We start from the raw sequence: 15,426 nt of genomic DNA, 5'->3' as shown, positions 1-15,426 counted from the left end.
AGGGCCCTATCGCTGGCAAGCCAGCTCCCACAGGGACTGCATGCACCGCGGCCCTTGTGGGAGCTGGCTTGCCAGCGATGGGCTCACCTCAGACTTTCTTGTACAACTGGCTGCCTTCCTGGCGGAACCGCTCGGCCTGCTCGCGCATGCCGTCCTCGACCGCCACGTCCACCACGTCGATGCGCTGGTTGGCGGCGTATTCGCGGACTTCCTGGGTGATCTTCATCGAGCAGAACTTCGGCCCGCACATCGAGCAGAAGTGCGCAACCTTGGCCGAGTCCTTCGGCAGGGTCTCGTCATGGAACGACCGGGCGGTGTCCGGATCCAGGCCGAGGTTGAACTGGTCTTCCCAGCGGAACTCGAAGCGCGCCTTGCTCAGGGCGTTGTCGCGGATCTGCGCACCCGGGTGGCCTTTGGCAAGGTCGGCGGCATGGGCGGCGATCTTGTAGGTGATGATCCCGGTCTTGACGTCATCCTTGTTCGGCAGGCCGAGGTGCTCCTTGGGCGTGACGTAGCAGAGCATGGCGCAACCGAACCAGCCGATCATCGCGGCACCGATACCGGAGGTGATGTGGTCGTAGCCCGGGGCGATGTCGGTGGTCAGCGGGCCGAGGGTGTAGAACGGCGCCTCGTCGCAGCACTCCAGCTGCTTGTCCATGTTCTCCTTGATCAACTGCATCGGCACGTGGCCCGGGCCTTCGATCATGCACTGCACGTCATGCTTCCAGGCGATCTTGGTCAGTTCGCCAAGGGTTTCCAGTTCGCCGAACTGCGCTTCGTCGTTGGCGTCGGCAATCGAGCCCGGACGCAGGCCGTCGCCCAGCGAGAAGCTGACGTCGTAGGCCTTCATGATTTCGCAGATTTCGTCGAAGTGGGTGTAAAGGAAGTTCTCCTTGTGATGCGCCAGGCACCACTTGGCCATGATCGAGCCGCCGCGGCTGACGATGCCGGTGACCCGCTTGGCGGTCAGCGGCACATAGCGCAGCAGCACGCCGGCGTGGATGGTGAAGTAGTCCACGCCCTGCTCGGCCTGTTCGATCAGGGTGTCGCGGAACAGCTCCCAGGTCAGGTCCTCGGCCACGCCGTTGACCTTTTCCAGGGCCTGGTAGATCGGTACGGTACCGATCGGCACCGGCGAGTTGCGGATGATCCACTCGCGGGTTTCATGGATGTGCTTGCCGGTGGACAGGTCCATCACCGTGTCCGAACCCCAGCGGATGCCCCAGGTCAGCTTGGCCACTTCTTCCTCGATCGAGGAACCCAGGGCGCTGTTGCCGATGTTGCCGTTGATCTTCACCAGGAAGTTGCGGCCGATGATCATCGGCTCCAGTTCCACGTGGTTGATGTTGGCCGGGATGATGGCGCGACCGCGGGCGATTTCCTCGCGGACGAACTCAGGGGTGATTTCCTTCGGAATGCTCGCGCCGAAGCTGTGACCGGCGTGCTGCTGGTCGAGCAGGCCGGCGGCACGGGCTTCCTGCAGCTTCATGTTTTCGCGCAGGGCGACGTATTCCATCTCCGCAGTGATGATGCCTTTGCGCGCGTAGTGCATCTGGCTGACGTTGGCCCCGGCCTTGGCCCGGCGCGGGTTGCGCACGTGGGCGAAGCGCAGCTTGGTCAGCTCGGCGTCGGCCAGGCGCTGCTGGCCGAAGTCGGACGACAGACCGTCGAGACGCTCGGTATCGCCACGGTCGTCGATCCAGGCCGAACGCACGTCCCCCAGACCCTTGCGCACGTCGATGATGACGTTCGGATCGGTGTATGGGCCGGAGGTGTCATAGACCAGCACCGGGGCATTGGCTTCGCCGCCGAAATCGGTAGGGGTGTCGTCGAGGCTGATTTCCCGCATCGGCACGCGGATGTCCGGGCGCGAGCCCTCGACATAGACTTTGCGCGAGCGGGTGAAAGGCTGTACGGATTGCTGGTCGACCTGGGCGGATTCGCTCAGGTTGGTCGGGTATTTTTCTTGTTTGGTCATCACAGGCTCTCCAGACGGGTTGGATGTCGGAGTGAACCTGATGAAGGCACGGACGCACCGGGGGCGGTGCTGTGCTGAATACGGAGATGCCTGTTGCCATCGTGGCTGACTCGACATTCCCGGACCCGGCACAAGAGGGCTCGCGGGAAGCGAGCAATCTTGTTCCCTACGCAGGCGCTAACCTGATCAGGTTCAACGGGATCCGGAATTTTCCGATCTCAGCCTCAACGCAAGGCACCCCGACAAGAACCCGGCCACTCTAGACCAGAGTGAGGACAAACGCCAACTCTCCAAGCACATGCATGACAAATGGCGCAAATGTCAGATTGTTGCAAGATGCCTGCGCAACTACACTCGCAAGTTCAGAATTACCCTCTTCGTTCAAGGATCGCCCTATGCTGCGCAAACTTTCACTGGCGCTTGCCGTGTCTTGTGCTTCCAACGGATTGGTCTGGGCAGCAGACTTGCCGCTGTCGAGCAGAACCGATCTGGTCAGCGTCTACAACGAGGCGGTGAACAACAACGCCGACCTCGCCGCCGCCCGCGCCGACTACGGTGCCCGTCGCGAAGTGGTGCCCCAGGCCCGTGCCGGCCTGCTGCCGAACCTCTCCGCCGGCGCCGAGATGATGAACACCCGCACCAGCATCGACCAGCCCTCGGTCACCGCCAGCCGCAGTGGCAATACCTGGAGCGCGACCCTGGCCCAGCCGATCTTCCGCGCCGACCGCTGGTTCCAGTTGCAGGCTGCCGAAGCGGTCAACGAACAGGCGGCACTGGAGCTGTCGGCCACCGAGCAGAACCTGATCCTGCAAAGCGCCGAGAGCTACTTCGCGGTGCTCCGTGCCCAGGACAACCTGGCCTCGACCAAGGCCGAGGAAGCAGCGTTCAAGCGCCAGCTCGACCAGTCCAACGAGCGCTTCGATGTCGGCCTCTCCGACAAGACCGACGTCCTGCAATCCCAGGCCAGCTACGACACCGCCCGGGCCAACCGGCTGATCGCCGAGCGCCGCGTGGCCGACGCCTTCGAAGCCCTGGTGACCCTGACCAACCGCGACTACAACTCGCTGCAGGGCGTGGTCCACAGCCTGCCGGTACAGGTGCCGACGCCGAACGACGCCAAGGCCTGGGTCGACACCGCGACCCAGCAGAACCTCAACCTGCAAGCGACCAACCACGCCGTGCAGGCGGCCGAGGAAACCCTGCGCCAGCGCAAGGCCGGACATGCCCCGACCGTCGACGCGGTGGCGCGCTACCAGAAGGGTGACAACGACAGCCTGGGCTTCACCAACCCGAACTACACCGGGCAGCGCTACGGCGGTGACGTGGAGCAGACCAGCATCGGCCTGCAACTGAACATCCCGATCTACAGCGGCGGCCTGACCAGCTCGCAAGTGCGCGAGGCCTACCAGCGCCTGAGCCAGAGCGAGCAGCAACGGGAAAGCCTGCGCCGCCAGGTGGTGGAAAACACCCGCAACCTGCACCGCGCGGTGAACACCGACGTGGAGCAGGTGCAGGCGCGCAAGCAGTCGATCATCTCCAACCAGAGCGCGCTGGAAGCCACGGAAATCGGTTATCAGGTGGGAACGCGGAATATCGTCGACGTGCTCGATGCGCAGCGCCAGCTGTACACCTCGGTGCGTGACTACAACAACACCCGCTATGACTACATCCTCGACAACCTGCGCCTGAAGCAGGCGGCAGGCACCTTGAGCCCGCAGGACCTGCAGGACCTGGGCCACTGGCTGAAGCCGGACTACAACCCGGACAAGGACTTCCTGCCGCCGGACCTGGCGGCGGCGGCCAAGGCCAATTTCGAGGCTCGCCCGTGAAGATTTAGCCCCCTGTGGGAGCGGGTTCACCCGCGATGAGGTCAGTGAGTTCACCGGCCTCATCGCGGGTGAACCCGCTCCCACAAGGTCCGCGCAAAGCCTTAACGGATCAGAACACCCAGCCCATCCAGCAAGCGTCGCAACGCCCCCTGATTGGCGCGCATCACCGCCAACCCCGCCTCGCCCATACGCCGCCCATCCTGCGGCAACTCGATCAGCCGGCGCACCTCGGCGGCCAGCCCCTCGGCATCATCGACCTGCTCCAACGCTCCCGCCTCGCGCAACATCGCGCTGATTTCGAGGAAGTTGAATACATGCGGCCCCATGATCACCGGCAAAGCCAGCGCCGCCGGCTCCAGCGGGTTGTGCCCGCCGGTGGGCACCAGGCTGCCGCCGACGAAGGCGATATCGGCCAGGGCATAGAGGAACAGCAACTCGCCCATGGTGTCGCCGAGCAACACCCGGGTCTGGGCGTCCACCGGTGTCCCCGAGGAGCGGCGCACGGTGGCGAACTGCTCGGCACACAACTGATGGACCGCGTCGAACCGCTCCGGATGACGCGGCACCAGGATCAGCAGGGCATCGGCATGGATTGCCAGCAGTTGCTTATGCGCCGCCAGGATCAGCGCATCCTCGCCATCGTGGGTACTGGCAGCGATCCACACCGGGCGCTGGGTCGCGCCCCATTGCGCGCGCAGTTCACCGGCCCGGGGCAGCAACTGCTCATCGATCTTGAGGTCGAACTTGATCGAACCGGTCACCTGCACCGCCGCCGACCGTGCCCCCAACTGGCGGAAGCGCTCGGCTTCGGCCTCGGTTTGCACGGCGAACAGGCTCATCTCTTCAAGCATCGGCCGGGTCAGCCCGGCAAACCGCGCATAACCACGGGCCGAGCGCTCTGACAGCCGGGCGTTGGCCAGGGCCACCGGAGTCCCGCGCTTGGCGCACTGGTGGATATGGTTGGGCCACAGCTCGGTTTCCATGATGACCCCCAGCTTCGGCCGGGCCTTGTCGAGGAAACGCGCTGCCGCCCACGGCAGGTCATAAGGCAGGTAGCAGTGCTGGATACGCGGCTCGTTGGCGAACATGGCGCGGATCCGCTCCGAACCGGTCGGAGTCATGCAGGTCACGGTGATCGGCAGCTGTGGATAACGTTCCAGCAGCGCGCGGATCATCGGCGCGGCGGCGATGCTCTCGCCCACCGACACCGCGTGCACCCAGATCCCGCCGGGTTTCAGCGGCGGCAGGCCGAAGGCAAAGCGTTCGCCGATGCGCTCGCGATACGCCGGCGCCTTGCGCCCGCGCAGGAACAGGCGCAGCGCGACCAGCGGCAGGCCCAGGTGGAATAGCAGGGTATAGAGGGTTCTGTTCATGGCGCGGGAGTTTACAAGGAAGCACTCGGCAATGCCTCCCTGTTGCCCTTCAGATCGCTATCGCCGGCAACGCCGGCTCCCACAGGTTTTGTGATCGCCATCGAACCTTGTGGGAGCCGGCATTGCCGGCGATAGGGCCCGCAGGATCACCCCATCTCCCGCAGATGCACCGCGAACCTTTCAGCCAACCATTGCGCCGCCGGCCCCAGCGGCTCATCACGGCGCCAGGCCAGTTCCACCACCAGCGCTGGCGGCCGCCATTCACAGTCCAGCTCGACCATATGCTGCTGATAGGTCGGGTACTGCACCACATGCCGCGGCAACCACGCCCAGCCCAGCCCGCGCACCAACAACTCGGACATCGCATAGAAACTGTCCGCCCGCCACACCAGCGGACTGGCCGGCTCGCCTCCGGCATAGCCACTGTCCCGCGGATTGACCAACAACTGCCGGTGCCGCGCCAGATGCTCGCAACTGACCCGCCCCACCTGCGCCAACGGATGCCCCACCGGGCATACCGTGACCATCTCGATGCTGCCCAGCACCCGCCGCTCCAGGGCATCGGGCACACGCTCGTGGTGGAACATCAGCCCCAGATCGGCACGCCGCTCCACCAACTGGCGCGCCACATCGCCCTGGGCACTGCTGGCCAGTTGCACTTCCAGCAGCGGGAATTGCCGCGACAACTCATCCAGGCTCTCGATCACCGGCGGATAGGGCATGGCCTCGTCCTGAGCCAGACGCAAGCGCGGCTCCTGCCCGCGCATCAGCGCCGAAGCGCGGCCGTCGAGACGCTCGCACTGGCGCAGTAATTCCCGGGCGTCCTCCAGCAAGGCGGCGCCGGCCTCGGTCAATTGCGGCTGACGGCCGCTGCTGCGCTCGAACAGGGTGAGCCCCAGGTCGGTCTCCAGCAAGGCGATCGCATTGCTCACCGCCGACTGCGCCCGCCCCGCTGCCCGCGCCACGGCAGAAAACGAGCGCTGCTCGGCCACTTCGACGAACAGGCGAACCTGCTCCAGACTCCATTGCGGTTGCACCATCGAACCTATCTCCCCAGCAGATAGGAAATGACTTTACCGCATCCAGCCAGGACCTAGAATGCGCAGGCCATCAGAGGAGCCCTAACCATGAATGCCTACGCCTATCTCGCCATCGCCATCTGCGCCGAAGTCATCGCCACCGCCTCGATGAAAGCGGTCAAGGGCCTCAGCACACCACTGCCGCTGGCCTTGATGATCTGCGGCTACGCGGTGGCGTTCTGGATGCTGACCCTGGTGGTGCGTAGCATTCCGGTGGGCATCGCCTACGCCATCTGGTCGGGCCTGGGCATCGTGCTGATCAGCGTCGCCGCCCTGGTCATCTACGACCAGAAGCTGGATGTCCCGGCCATGCTCGGCATGGCGATGATCGTCGGCGGCGTGGTGGTGATCCAGCTGTTCTCGAAAACCGCCGGGCATTGACGGCGGCAACAGGCTGTATACTTGCCCGCCTGTCCAGCTTGTCGAGGTAACTGCATGTCAACGGTCATTTCCACCGACGTCCTGATCGTCGGCGCGGGGGTCGCGGGTCTTTGGCTCAACGCTCGCCTGCGGCGCCTGGGCTACTCGACGGTGCTGGTGGAACGCGCCAGCGTCGGTGGAGGGCAGACCCTCAAGTCCCAGGGCATCATCCACGGCGGCGCCAAGTACGCCCTGCACGGCGCCCTGACCGGCGCCTCGGAGGCCATCGCCGACATGCCGCGGCGCTGGCGCGAGGCCCTGGCCGGCACCGGCGAGCTGGACCTGTCCGGCGTACGCCTGCTGTCCGAAGCACATTACCTGTGGTCCCCCGGCACTATCGCCGGCAACCTCACCAGCTTCTTCGCCAGCAAGGCGGTGCGCGGCCGGGTCGACCAGGTCAAGGGCGACCAGTTGCCGCCGGCCCTGCAGGATCGCGGCTTCAAGGGCAAGGTCTATCGCCTGGCCGAGCTGGTGGTGGACGTGCCGAGCCTGCTGCAGCGCCTGGCCGAACTGGCCGGCGACAGCCTGCTCGCCGGCGAACGCATCGAGCCGCTGCGCGAAGGTGATGAACTGGTTGGCCTGCGGGTCGACGACCGCGAAATCCGCGCCCAGCGCGTCGTCCTCAGTGCCGGCGCCGGCACCGCCGACCTGCTCGCCGACCTCGGCCTGAACCAGCCGGCCATGCAGCGCCGGCCGCTGCACATGGTGATCGCCAAGGGGCCGAGCCTGAAACCTCTGTACGCCCACTGCCTCGGCGGCGGCCCCAAGCCGCGCATCACCGTGACCACCCACCCGGCGGCGGACGGCCAGTGGGTCTGGTACCTCGGCGGCGACCTCGCCGAAGCCGACGGCGTGGCCCGCGAACCGGAAGCGCAGATCGCTGCGGCGAAGAAAGAAGTCGCCGGCCTGCTGCCCTGGGTCGACCTGAGCCAGGTGCGCTGGGCCACCCTGCGGGTCGACCGGGCCGAACCGGCGCAGTCCGGCCTGGTGCGTCCGGACAACGCCTTCCTCGCCGACCAGCAGCGCTTGCTGGTGGGCTGGCCGACCAAGCTGGCCCTGGCCCCCGACTTCGCCGACCGGGTCCTGCACGCCCTCGACCGCGACGGCATCAAGCCAGCCAACCTCCCTGCCCTGCCCGACCTGCCGAAGCCGCCGCTGGGCCAGGCAGAATGGGAGCGCCTGCTGCCATGACCCTGCCAACCCTGCACGATCTGCATCGCCCGCTCGGCAGTACCGGCCTGCTGGTTTCGCCGCTGGGCCTGGGCACCGTAAAGCTGGGGCGCGACCAGGGGGTGAAGTACCCCAACGGCTTCACCATCCCCGATGACGACAGCGCCCGCCTGCTGCTGTCCCAGGCCCGCGACCTGGGCATCAACCTGATCGATACCGCGCCGGCCTACGGACGCAGCGAGGAGCGCCTCGGTCCGCTGCTGCGCGGCCAGCGTGATCAATGGGTGATCGTCAGCAAGGTCGGTGAGGAGTTCGATGACGGCCAATCCAGCTTCGACTTCAGCGCCGCCCACACCCGCGCCTCGGTGGAACGCAGCCTGAAACGCCTTGAAACAGAGCATATCGATCTGGTCCTGGTCCACTCCAACGGCGACGACCTGCATATCCTGCAAGCCGAGGAGGTCTACCAGACCCTCGCCCTGCTCAAGCAGGAGGGCAAGATCGGCGGCTTCGGCTTTTCCGGGAAGACCGTCGAAGGCGGGCTGAAAGCCCTGGAACAGGGCGACTGCGCAATGGTCACCTACAATCTCAACGAGCAGGCCGAACGCCCGGTCCTCGATTACGCCGCTGCCCATGGCAAGGCGGTGCTGGTGAAGAAGGCCCTGGCCAGCGGTCATGTCTGCCTGGCCCCTGGGGTCGATCCGGTGAAGGCCAGCTTCGAGCTGCTGTTTGCCCACCCCGGGGTCAGCAGTGCTATTGTCGGGACCATCAATCCCCTGCATCTGGCCCATAACGTGGCGACCGTCGCCCAGGTGCTGCGCCAGCACTGAGCCGCCGCCGCGGCCGACCCCAACGCAAGAAGGAGCCGACATGCCGCGAACGCTGATCCGCAAGAACCCGAGCAACTTCAAGACCTTGCCCCTCCATGTCGAAGCCGGCCCGGAGGGGTTGAACTATCAGAGCATCGGCCGGCCGCTGAACTTCGCCCAGACCCTGCAACGGCGCAAGGCCATCCAGTTGCCCGACCACCGACGCTTCGCCGTGGAACTGGCCAACCTAGGCGTCTCGGTGCGCCTGACCCTGTGCTGGCAGCACCGTGATTACTGGGTACTGGTGCGCCAGCGTCGGCAGGATCGTGGCGATGTGGTGCTCAAGCTGATTTCCGGCTACGTGCCGGCCCAGGAACTCAACCTGCCCCTGCACACCGCCGTGCAGGAAGTCGCCGAGGAGTGCCTGCTGGAAACCCCCGAGGGCTGGCTCGGCGGGCGCTTCAACGACACCTGGCTGCCGGCCCCCTACGCGGCGGCCCTGCACTATCGCGAGGCGCTGTCCTTCAACCTCACCCCGCATACCGGCGCGGCGTTGCCGGTACGCTGCGGCAACCAGCAACTGATCGAGCGACCGCGCGCCTACGTGCACTTGCCGACGGCATCGCTGCAACTGATCTACGACCTGCGCCTGCAGGTACCGAAGGACGCCAAGTCGCTGAGCCTGTTCCATGTCGATGAGCGCCTCGAAGGCGACCAGTTGGTCGCCCGCCTGGACCGCGCGCGCCCCGACCTGTACCTGATGCCGCTGGAAGACGGCAAGCCGCTGCCCGAGCTGTACACCCTGAAAAAGGACCAGTTGGTGCCCGCCAGTACCCGCGGCCTGCACCTGGCGGAAAGCTTCGCGCCCCAGGACGGCTGGGTGGTCAGGGACGAGCGGATTCGCTGGAAGGACTGGGTGCGCCAGCAAGGCCTGACACCGAGCAAGCCGGCCAGTGGCTTGCAGCGGATTACCGGGAAGGCGAAGGCGTTGTTGCAGATGGCCCGGGGCGGGCTGAGCAAATAAGCCTGGAAAGCACCTGAATGAAGAAGGGCCTGCAATGCAGGCCCTTCTTCATTTCAGTTCTTGCGGATCTTCTCGACGATCGCCGTGGTCGAGCTGTTTTCCACCAGCCCCAGCACCTTCACCGTGCCGCCGTAGGCCTTGACGATATCCGCACCGACCACCTGGTCGATGCCGTAGTCGCCGCCCTTGACCAGCACGTCCGGCTTGACCTGGCTCAGCAGGTTTTCCGGGGTGCCCTCGGCGAAGCTGATCACCCAGTCCACCGCACCCAGTCCGGCCAGCACCGCCATGCGCCGGTCGACGCTGTTGATCGGCCGGCCCGGCCCTTTCAGGCGGCTGACCGAGGCATCGTCGTTGACCGCGACGATCAGCCGGTCACCCTGGGCCCGCGCCTGCTCCAGGTAGGTCACGTGACCGGCATGGAGAATGTCGAAGCAACCATTGGTGAAGACGATCTTCTCGTTGTGCGCGCGGGCGTCGTCGATCGCCAGGAGCAATTGCTCAAGGCCGAGGACACCGCGCTCGGAGCCTTCTTCGCGCTGGATCGCCCGGCGCAGCTCAGGGGCGCTGATGGCCGCCGTACCCAGCTTGCCGACCACGATACCGGCCGCCAGGTTGGCCAGGCCGACCGCGTGGGGCAGGTCTTCGCCGGCAGCGATGGCGGCAGCCAGGGTGGAAATCACCGTGTCGCCGGCACCGGTCACATCGAAGACTTCACGGGCACGGGCCGGCAGGTGCAGCGCCGGGTGATCCGGGCGCAGCAGGGTCATGCCGTGTTCGCCGCGGGTCACCAGCAGGGCACCCAGTTCCAGCTCATTCATCAGTTGGCCGCCCTTGGCCACCAGCTCGGCCTCGTCGGCGCAACGACCGACGATGGTTTCGAATTCGCTGAGGTTCGGGGTGATCAGGCTGGCACCGCGGTAAATGGAGAAATCCTTGCCCTTGGGGTCGGCCAGCACCGGGATACCGCGCTCGCGAGCAGCCTGGATCAGGCTCTGGTGGTTCTTCAGCGCGCCCTTGCCGTAGTCGGACAGCACCAGCACCTTGACCCCTTCGAGCAGGGTGTCGACTTCCGCACCGAGGGACAGCGGGTCGGTGGCGAAAGGCTCTTCGAAATCGATGCGCAGCAATTGCTGGTGACGGCTCATCACCCGCAGCTTGACGATGGTCGGCTGGTGGGCGATGCGCTGGAACACCGAACGCACCCCCGCCGCCTGCAGGCTGTTGGCCAGGCTGTCGGCCGCCTCGTCCTGGCCGGTGACACCGATCAGCGCTGCCGGCGCACCCAGTGCGGCGATGTTCAACGCGACGTTGGCCGCGCCGCCTGGACGATCCTCGATCTGCTCGACCTTGACCACCGGTACCGGCGCCTCGGGCGAAATCCTCGAAGTACCGCCATGCCAGTAGCGGTCGAGCATGACATCGCCGACCACCAATACCGGGGCTTGATCGAAACGCGGCATGGACAACTTCATGGAGAACCCATCAGACAAAATGAACAGGGGCGGGATATTAGCACAGGGCTAATGACACCACTTCAATCGGGGACCCGCCGTACCCAGAACAGCTCGTGGCGCCGGACTGCCTTGCGGAAGAACTCGTCTTCTCCGGTGGTCGGCCAACGGCGCCCGCTGAGCACGCGCTGGATGAGCCGGCGAGCGCGCCGCTTGAGCGCGAGCGGCCCCTGCAGGTCGTGCTGCATGCCCAAGGCCATGGCCTTGTCCAGTTGCAGCGCCGGATCCAGCAACGGACTCCACAGGCGATCCGCCGGCAACGCCTCGATCGCTGGCGGCAGGGCGATGCCCATGCCAGCAGGCCCCATGGGCCAGCGATCGTTGTCGTGCAGGTGGTTGGCGTAGAACAGCGCGGTGTGCGGCTTGCTGCGGCTCAGGGCGATGGCCTGGAATATCGCCTGGGTGGTGGCGACATGATCGGCGTGAGGGTCAAGTTCCGGGTGCGGCGTAATGATCACCTCGGGCTGATAGTGCTCGAGCAGGGCCACCAGGTCGGCCACCAGGTTGTTCCAGCTCGGCACGCCGTCCCTGTCGCCGGGAAGCGGCAAAGGGTTATGCCCGCGCACACTGCGAATATCGCTGTCCCCCGACTCTCGCGAGCCGAATGGAGTTTCCGGCGCTTGTGCCATGGGCGGCAATTGCAGGCAGTAGTAGCCCAGTTGCACGCAGTGACTGGCCTTGACCCCTCCCCACAACGGTACCGCGAGGCTGTCCCAGCTGCGCAGCCGGCCTTTCAACCGCGCGGCCTGGGCCAGGTCGAGGCCCAGGCGCTGCAACGACTCGGCCTCGATCTCGCCCTGGGTCAGGGTGACGATGCTGATGTCACTGCTGCGGCTGTAGAAACCGAAGGCGGCCAGCTCCGCGTCATCGGCATGGGGGGCCAGGATCATGCTGCGCTGGCGAGTGAAGTCCGGATTGGCCATGACATGCAGGGTACCGCTGTCGGCGAGACGGCAGCGACGGCCGCGCAGCGTCAGCTCGCCACGCTCCAGCAGCTCGCGCTGGCCGGAAAGATTGAGGTAGCGCAGGCCGTCCACACCGCGCTCGAAGTCCTGACGGTCGGACCCGATTTCAACAAAAGGATCCAGCCAGCGCCCAGGCCAGCGATGCCGCACCTTCAGCGCCAGCACCAGGGTCTCGCCCTCGGCCAGCGGCGCACTCAGGCGCAGGCGACCTTGCTCGAGGCTGACCGGCTGCGCGGGCGTCCCCTCGGGAAAGCGGTACTGATAGTCATCGCTGCCGCGATAGAACAGATGATCGGCAAACCACGCCTCATGGGCGATCCAGCCCAGCAGCATGAGCAATGGCACCAGCCACCAGGCCAGGGTTACCCCCAGCCCGATCAGTACCAGCAACGCCCCGATCAGAGTGAGGCGCTTGTTGCGCCGATGGGCCTTCAACAGCTTTTGCTTGCGCACGGTCATGGGTCAAACCTGATAAACCGGCACCGTCCGGCACCAGCGGTCCTTGTATTCGCGGTCGGCACGACCAAACGAGTAACGCAGCGGCTTGCCAAGTGCCCGGGCGTCCTCCCAGGCCTGCTGGGTGTTGACGAAGCTGAGCACGCTGCCAGGGCTGAACTCACGGCTCTGCGGGTCGACACCACCATTGATGTACTCCAGCGACACCCAGTTCGGGGCTTCGACCCGGTACAGCACCTGGATCGCCACCGGCGCATCTTCGAGCATCACCACCGAGCCGGTCATGAACTCGCGCAACAGGCCGAACACCTCTGCCAGCCCTTGCTTGCCCGGCACCTCGAAGCCCCAGCGACGCTCGAACAACCCGGTGTACATGGCCGCCCGCTCGGCAGGGGTGAAGTCGCTCATGGGGCGCAGGCTTCCGCCGGCCTCTTCGAGCAGACGCAGCTCGCGACGCTGGTTATAGCGAAACTTCTTCGAGTAATCCTCCGGCTCACGGGCCAGGGCCAGGCCCTCCGGCTGAGGGCGCAGCGTGCTGATCCGCCCGGCATTCAGCTCGGAGACATAGCGCATGCTGTGCCGCACGGGCACCTCGGCCGACTCGGCCACTGGCAGGATGATCTCGGCGTTGCCCATGTCGAGCAGGCCGCGCTTGCCTTCACGCTTGAGCACGTCCTTGGCCAGGGCGATATGCCGCCCCCAGCACGGGACCGCGGCAACGATCTGATCGCCGACCTGCCAGCCGAGATAGCGCACCGGCAACCCGAGAAAGCCGGACAGACGTGCGACCACCTCGGGATGGGTCGCGACACTGCCGCCGTACTGCGACCAGGCCTGGGCGTAGCTCGCCTGGTCGATTTCACTCCAGCCTCGTTCACGCCACCAACGCAACGCACTCAGCATGCGTCGACCGCTTGTGTCGGCTTGCCATCTTCGCCCTCTACGAACTCGCGGGCATGCAGACGGGCATAGTGGCCATTCTGCGCCAGCAGTTGCGGATGACTGCCACGCTCGACGATACGGCCATCCTCCATCACCAGGATGATGTCGGCCTTCTCGATGGTCGACAGCCGATGGGCGATCACCAGTGTGGTGCGGTTCTGCACCACGTGGTCCAGGGCCGCCTGGATGTGTCGTTCGGATTCGGTGTCGAGGGCCGAAGTAGCCTCGTCGAGGATCAGCACCGGCGCATCCTTGAGCAATGCACGGGCAATCGCCAGGCGCTGGCGCTGGCCGCCGGAAAGCAGCACGCCGTTCTCGCCCACGAGGGTTTCATAGCCTTGCGGCATCTTGCGGATGAATTCGTCGGCGTAGGCCTCGGAGGCCGCCTTCTGCACGTCCTCGATCGGCGCTCCGGCAAGGTCGCCGTAGGCAATGTTGTTGGTCACGGTGTCGTTGAACAGGGTGACCTGCTGGCTCACCAGTGCGATGTGGCGACGCAGGTTGCGCAGGGTGAATGCCTGGATCTCGTCGCCATCGAGGAGGATCTGCCCGTGCTCGTGCTGGTAGAAGCGCGGGATCAGGCTGGCCAGGGTCGACTTGCCGCTGCCCGAGCGCCCCACCAGGGCTACCATCTGGCCCGGTTCGACGACGAAGCTGATATCGTCCAGCACCTTCTTCTCGGTACCCGGGTACTGGAAGCTCAGGTTGCGGACTTCCAGACGCCCCTGAACCTGATCGCGCTCGATGGTGCCGGCATCGATTTCCGGCGCCTCGTCCAGTTGCTCGAAGATGCTTTCCGCGCCGGCCACACCACGCTGGATGGTGGAGCTGACTTCCGACAGTTGGCGAATCGGCTTGGGCAGCAGGCCGGCCATGGTGATATAGGCCACCAGATCACCGGCGGAGGCCTCGCCGCGCAGCAGCAGGACCAGGAACATCACCACCGCCATGGCGCTGTAGGTCACCAGTTGCAGGGTCGGGGTATAGACGGCGCCAGTCTTGGTCATCGACAGTTGTCTGTCGGTATTGCTCTGGCTGGCCTGCTGGAAACGTGCCTTCTCGTAGGCTTCGCCGCCAAAGCTGCGCACCACGCGGTAGCCGTGAATGGTTTCGGAAGCAACATGGGTGACGTCGCCCATCGAGACCTGGATCTTCTTGCTCTGCTTGCGGAACTTGCGGCTGGTGCTGCTGACCATCAGGGCGATGATCGGCAGGATGGCGACCATCACCAGGGTCAGCTTCCAGTTCATCCACAGCAGGGTGCAGAACAGGAACACCACGGTCATGCCTTCGCGAATCACCACCTTGATGGCGTCGGTGGCGGCACCGGTCACCATGGTGACGTTGAAGGTGATCCGGGAAATCAGATGCCCGGAGTTGGTCTGGTCGAAGTAGCGGTTGGGCAGTTCGAGCAGCTTGTTGAACAGCACGACCCGCAGGTCGTGCACCAGGCCAAGGGATACCCGGGCCAGGAAGTAGTTGCCGAGGTAGGAGCCGATGCCCTGCCAGGCAGCGATCGCCACGATCAGCAGCGGCACTGCCTGCAGCAATTGCAGCTCACCCAGGTAGGGATTGCCGGGGAACAGTACGGCTTCCGGGTTGGCCAGGCCGTCGACGAAGTACTTGAGGATGTAGGCCAGCATCGGCTGCGTCGAAGCGAAGATCAGGAAACCGGCGATGCTGAGCAGGAACAGCCCAATGTAGGGCCGCACATACGCCAGCAGGCGGAAATAGATCGCCAACGTTGACTGGGGGCGAGGATCAGGAGTGCTCATGGGAATCCGCACATGACAATGAGGCGCAGATCATATCACAGCGACTTTTTCCCCCCGATGAAAGCGAGCGCCAGGCAAGTCGGCTAAGATAG

12 protein-coding genes and 1 riboswitch are annotated in these 15,426 nt (G+C 65.5%); of the genes, 5 read left to right on the top strand and 7 right to left on the bottom strand.

The features are described 5' to 3' along the window. Nucleotides 1-88: 88 nt before the first annotated feature. Complete coding sequence (thiC, locus tag ACODSK_RS04675; RefSeq protein ID WP_489014186.1) at nt 89-1,978, bottom strand: phosphomethylpyrimidine synthase ThiC; 1,890 nt, start codon at nt 1,976-1,978, stop codon at nt 89-91. 146 nt (nt 1,979-2,124) lie between these two features. Then, nucleotides 2,125-2,230: riboswitch (TPP riboswitch) on the bottom strand. 143 nt (nt 2,231-2,373) lie between these two features. Between thiC and ACODSK_RS04670 the strand changes: the two genes are divergently transcribed. Further along, on the top strand, nt 2,374-3,807 hold the full coding sequence (locus tag ACODSK_RS04670; RefSeq protein ID WP_489014185.1) for a TolC family outer membrane protein: 1,434 nt from the start codon (nt 2,374-2,376) through the stop codon (nt 3,805-3,807). A gap of 101 nt (nt 3,808-3,908) precedes the next feature. On the opposite strand, the gene waaA is transcribed toward ACODSK_RS04670, so the two are convergent. Together waaA and ACODSK_RS04660 are read right to left on the bottom strand one after the other, a co-directional pair. Continuing rightward, nucleotides 3,909-5,180, bottom strand: coding sequence for a lipid IV(A) 3-deoxy-D-manno-octulosonic acid transferase (gene waaA / locus ACODSK_RS04665; RefSeq protein ID WP_489014183.1), 1,272 nt, complete (start codon nt 5,178-5,180; stop codon nt 3,909-3,911). A gap of 146 nt (nt 5,181-5,326) precedes the next feature. Next, entirely contained in the window at nt 5,327-6,217 is an 891-nt protein-coding gene (locus ACODSK_RS04660) for a LysR family transcriptional regulator (RefSeq protein ID WP_489014294.1), read from the bottom strand. A gap of 90 nt (nt 6,218-6,307) precedes the next feature. On the opposite strand from ACODSK_RS04660, the gene ACODSK_RS04655 reads away from it, so the two are divergent. The 4 genes from ACODSK_RS04655 to ACODSK_RS04640 are packed head-to-tail and all read left to right on the top strand — an operon-like array spanning nt 6,308 to nt 9,682. Next, nucleotides 6,308-6,640, top strand: a complete 333-nt coding sequence (locus tag ACODSK_RS04655; protein WP_489014182.1) for a DMT family transporter — start codon at nt 6,308-6,310, stop codon at nt 6,638-6,640. 54 nt (nt 6,641-6,694) lie between these two features. After that, entirely contained in the window at nt 6,695-7,870 is a 1,176-nt protein-coding gene (locus tag ACODSK_RS04650; RefSeq protein ID WP_489014181.1) for an NAD(P)/FAD-dependent oxidoreductase, read from the top strand. Beyond that, on the top strand, nt 7,867-8,679 hold the full coding sequence (locus ACODSK_RS04645) for an aldo/keto reductase (protein ID WP_489014180.1): 813 nt from the start codon (nt 7,867-7,869) through the stop codon (nt 8,677-8,679). Before ACODSK_RS04650 ends, ACODSK_RS04645 begins: the two co-directional genes overlap by 4 nt. A 40-nt stretch (nt 8,680-8,719) precedes the next feature. Beyond that, complete coding sequence (locus ACODSK_RS04640) at nt 8,720-9,682, top strand: metal ABC transporter ATPase (RefSeq protein ID WP_489014179.1); 963 nt, start codon at nt 8,720-8,722, stop codon at nt 9,680-9,682. Nucleotides 9,683-9,735: 53 nt separating this feature from the next. Here ACODSK_RS04640 and hldE read toward each other — a convergent pair whose 3' ends face one another. The 4 genes from hldE to msbA form a co-directional block, all read right to left on the bottom strand. Then, nucleotides 9,736-11,157 (bottom strand): bifunctional D-glycero-beta-D-manno-heptose-7-phosphate kinase/D-glycero-beta-D-manno-heptose 1-phosphate adenylyltransferase HldE, encoded by a 1,422-nt coding sequence (gene hldE, locus ACODSK_RS04635; RefSeq protein WP_489014178.1) that lies wholly within the window; start codon nt 11,155-11,157, stop codon nt 9,736-9,738. Nucleotides 11,158-11,219: 62 nt separating this feature from the next. Beyond that, a complete protein-coding gene (locus tag ACODSK_RS04630; protein WP_489014177.1) occupies nt 11,220-12,620 on the bottom strand; it encodes a PIG-L family deacetylase in 1,401 nt (466 codons plus the stop codon). Nucleotides 12,621-12,623: 3 nt separating this feature from the next. Next, the gene (locus tag ACODSK_RS04625; protein ID WP_489014176.1) at nt 12,624-13,520 is read right to left on the bottom strand and encodes a GNAT family N-acetyltransferase; all 897 of its coding nucleotides are present in this window, start codon (nt 13,518-13,520) and stop codon (nt 12,624-12,626) included. Next, nucleotides 13,514-15,334, bottom strand: a complete 1,821-nt coding sequence (gene msbA / locus ACODSK_RS04620) for a lipid A export permease/ATP-binding protein MsbA (RefSeq protein WP_489014175.1) — start codon at nt 15,332-15,334, stop codon at nt 13,514-13,516. Before msbA ends, ACODSK_RS04625 begins: the two co-directional genes overlap by 7 nt. Between the last annotated feature and the right edge of the window lie 92 nt (nt 15,335-15,426).

The sequence above is a fragment of the Pseudomonas sp. FG98 genome, from assembly GCF_057808595.1.
The sequence above is the reverse complement of the archived record's forward strand: the minus strand, read 5'-3'. Positions and strand labels throughout refer to the sequence as shown.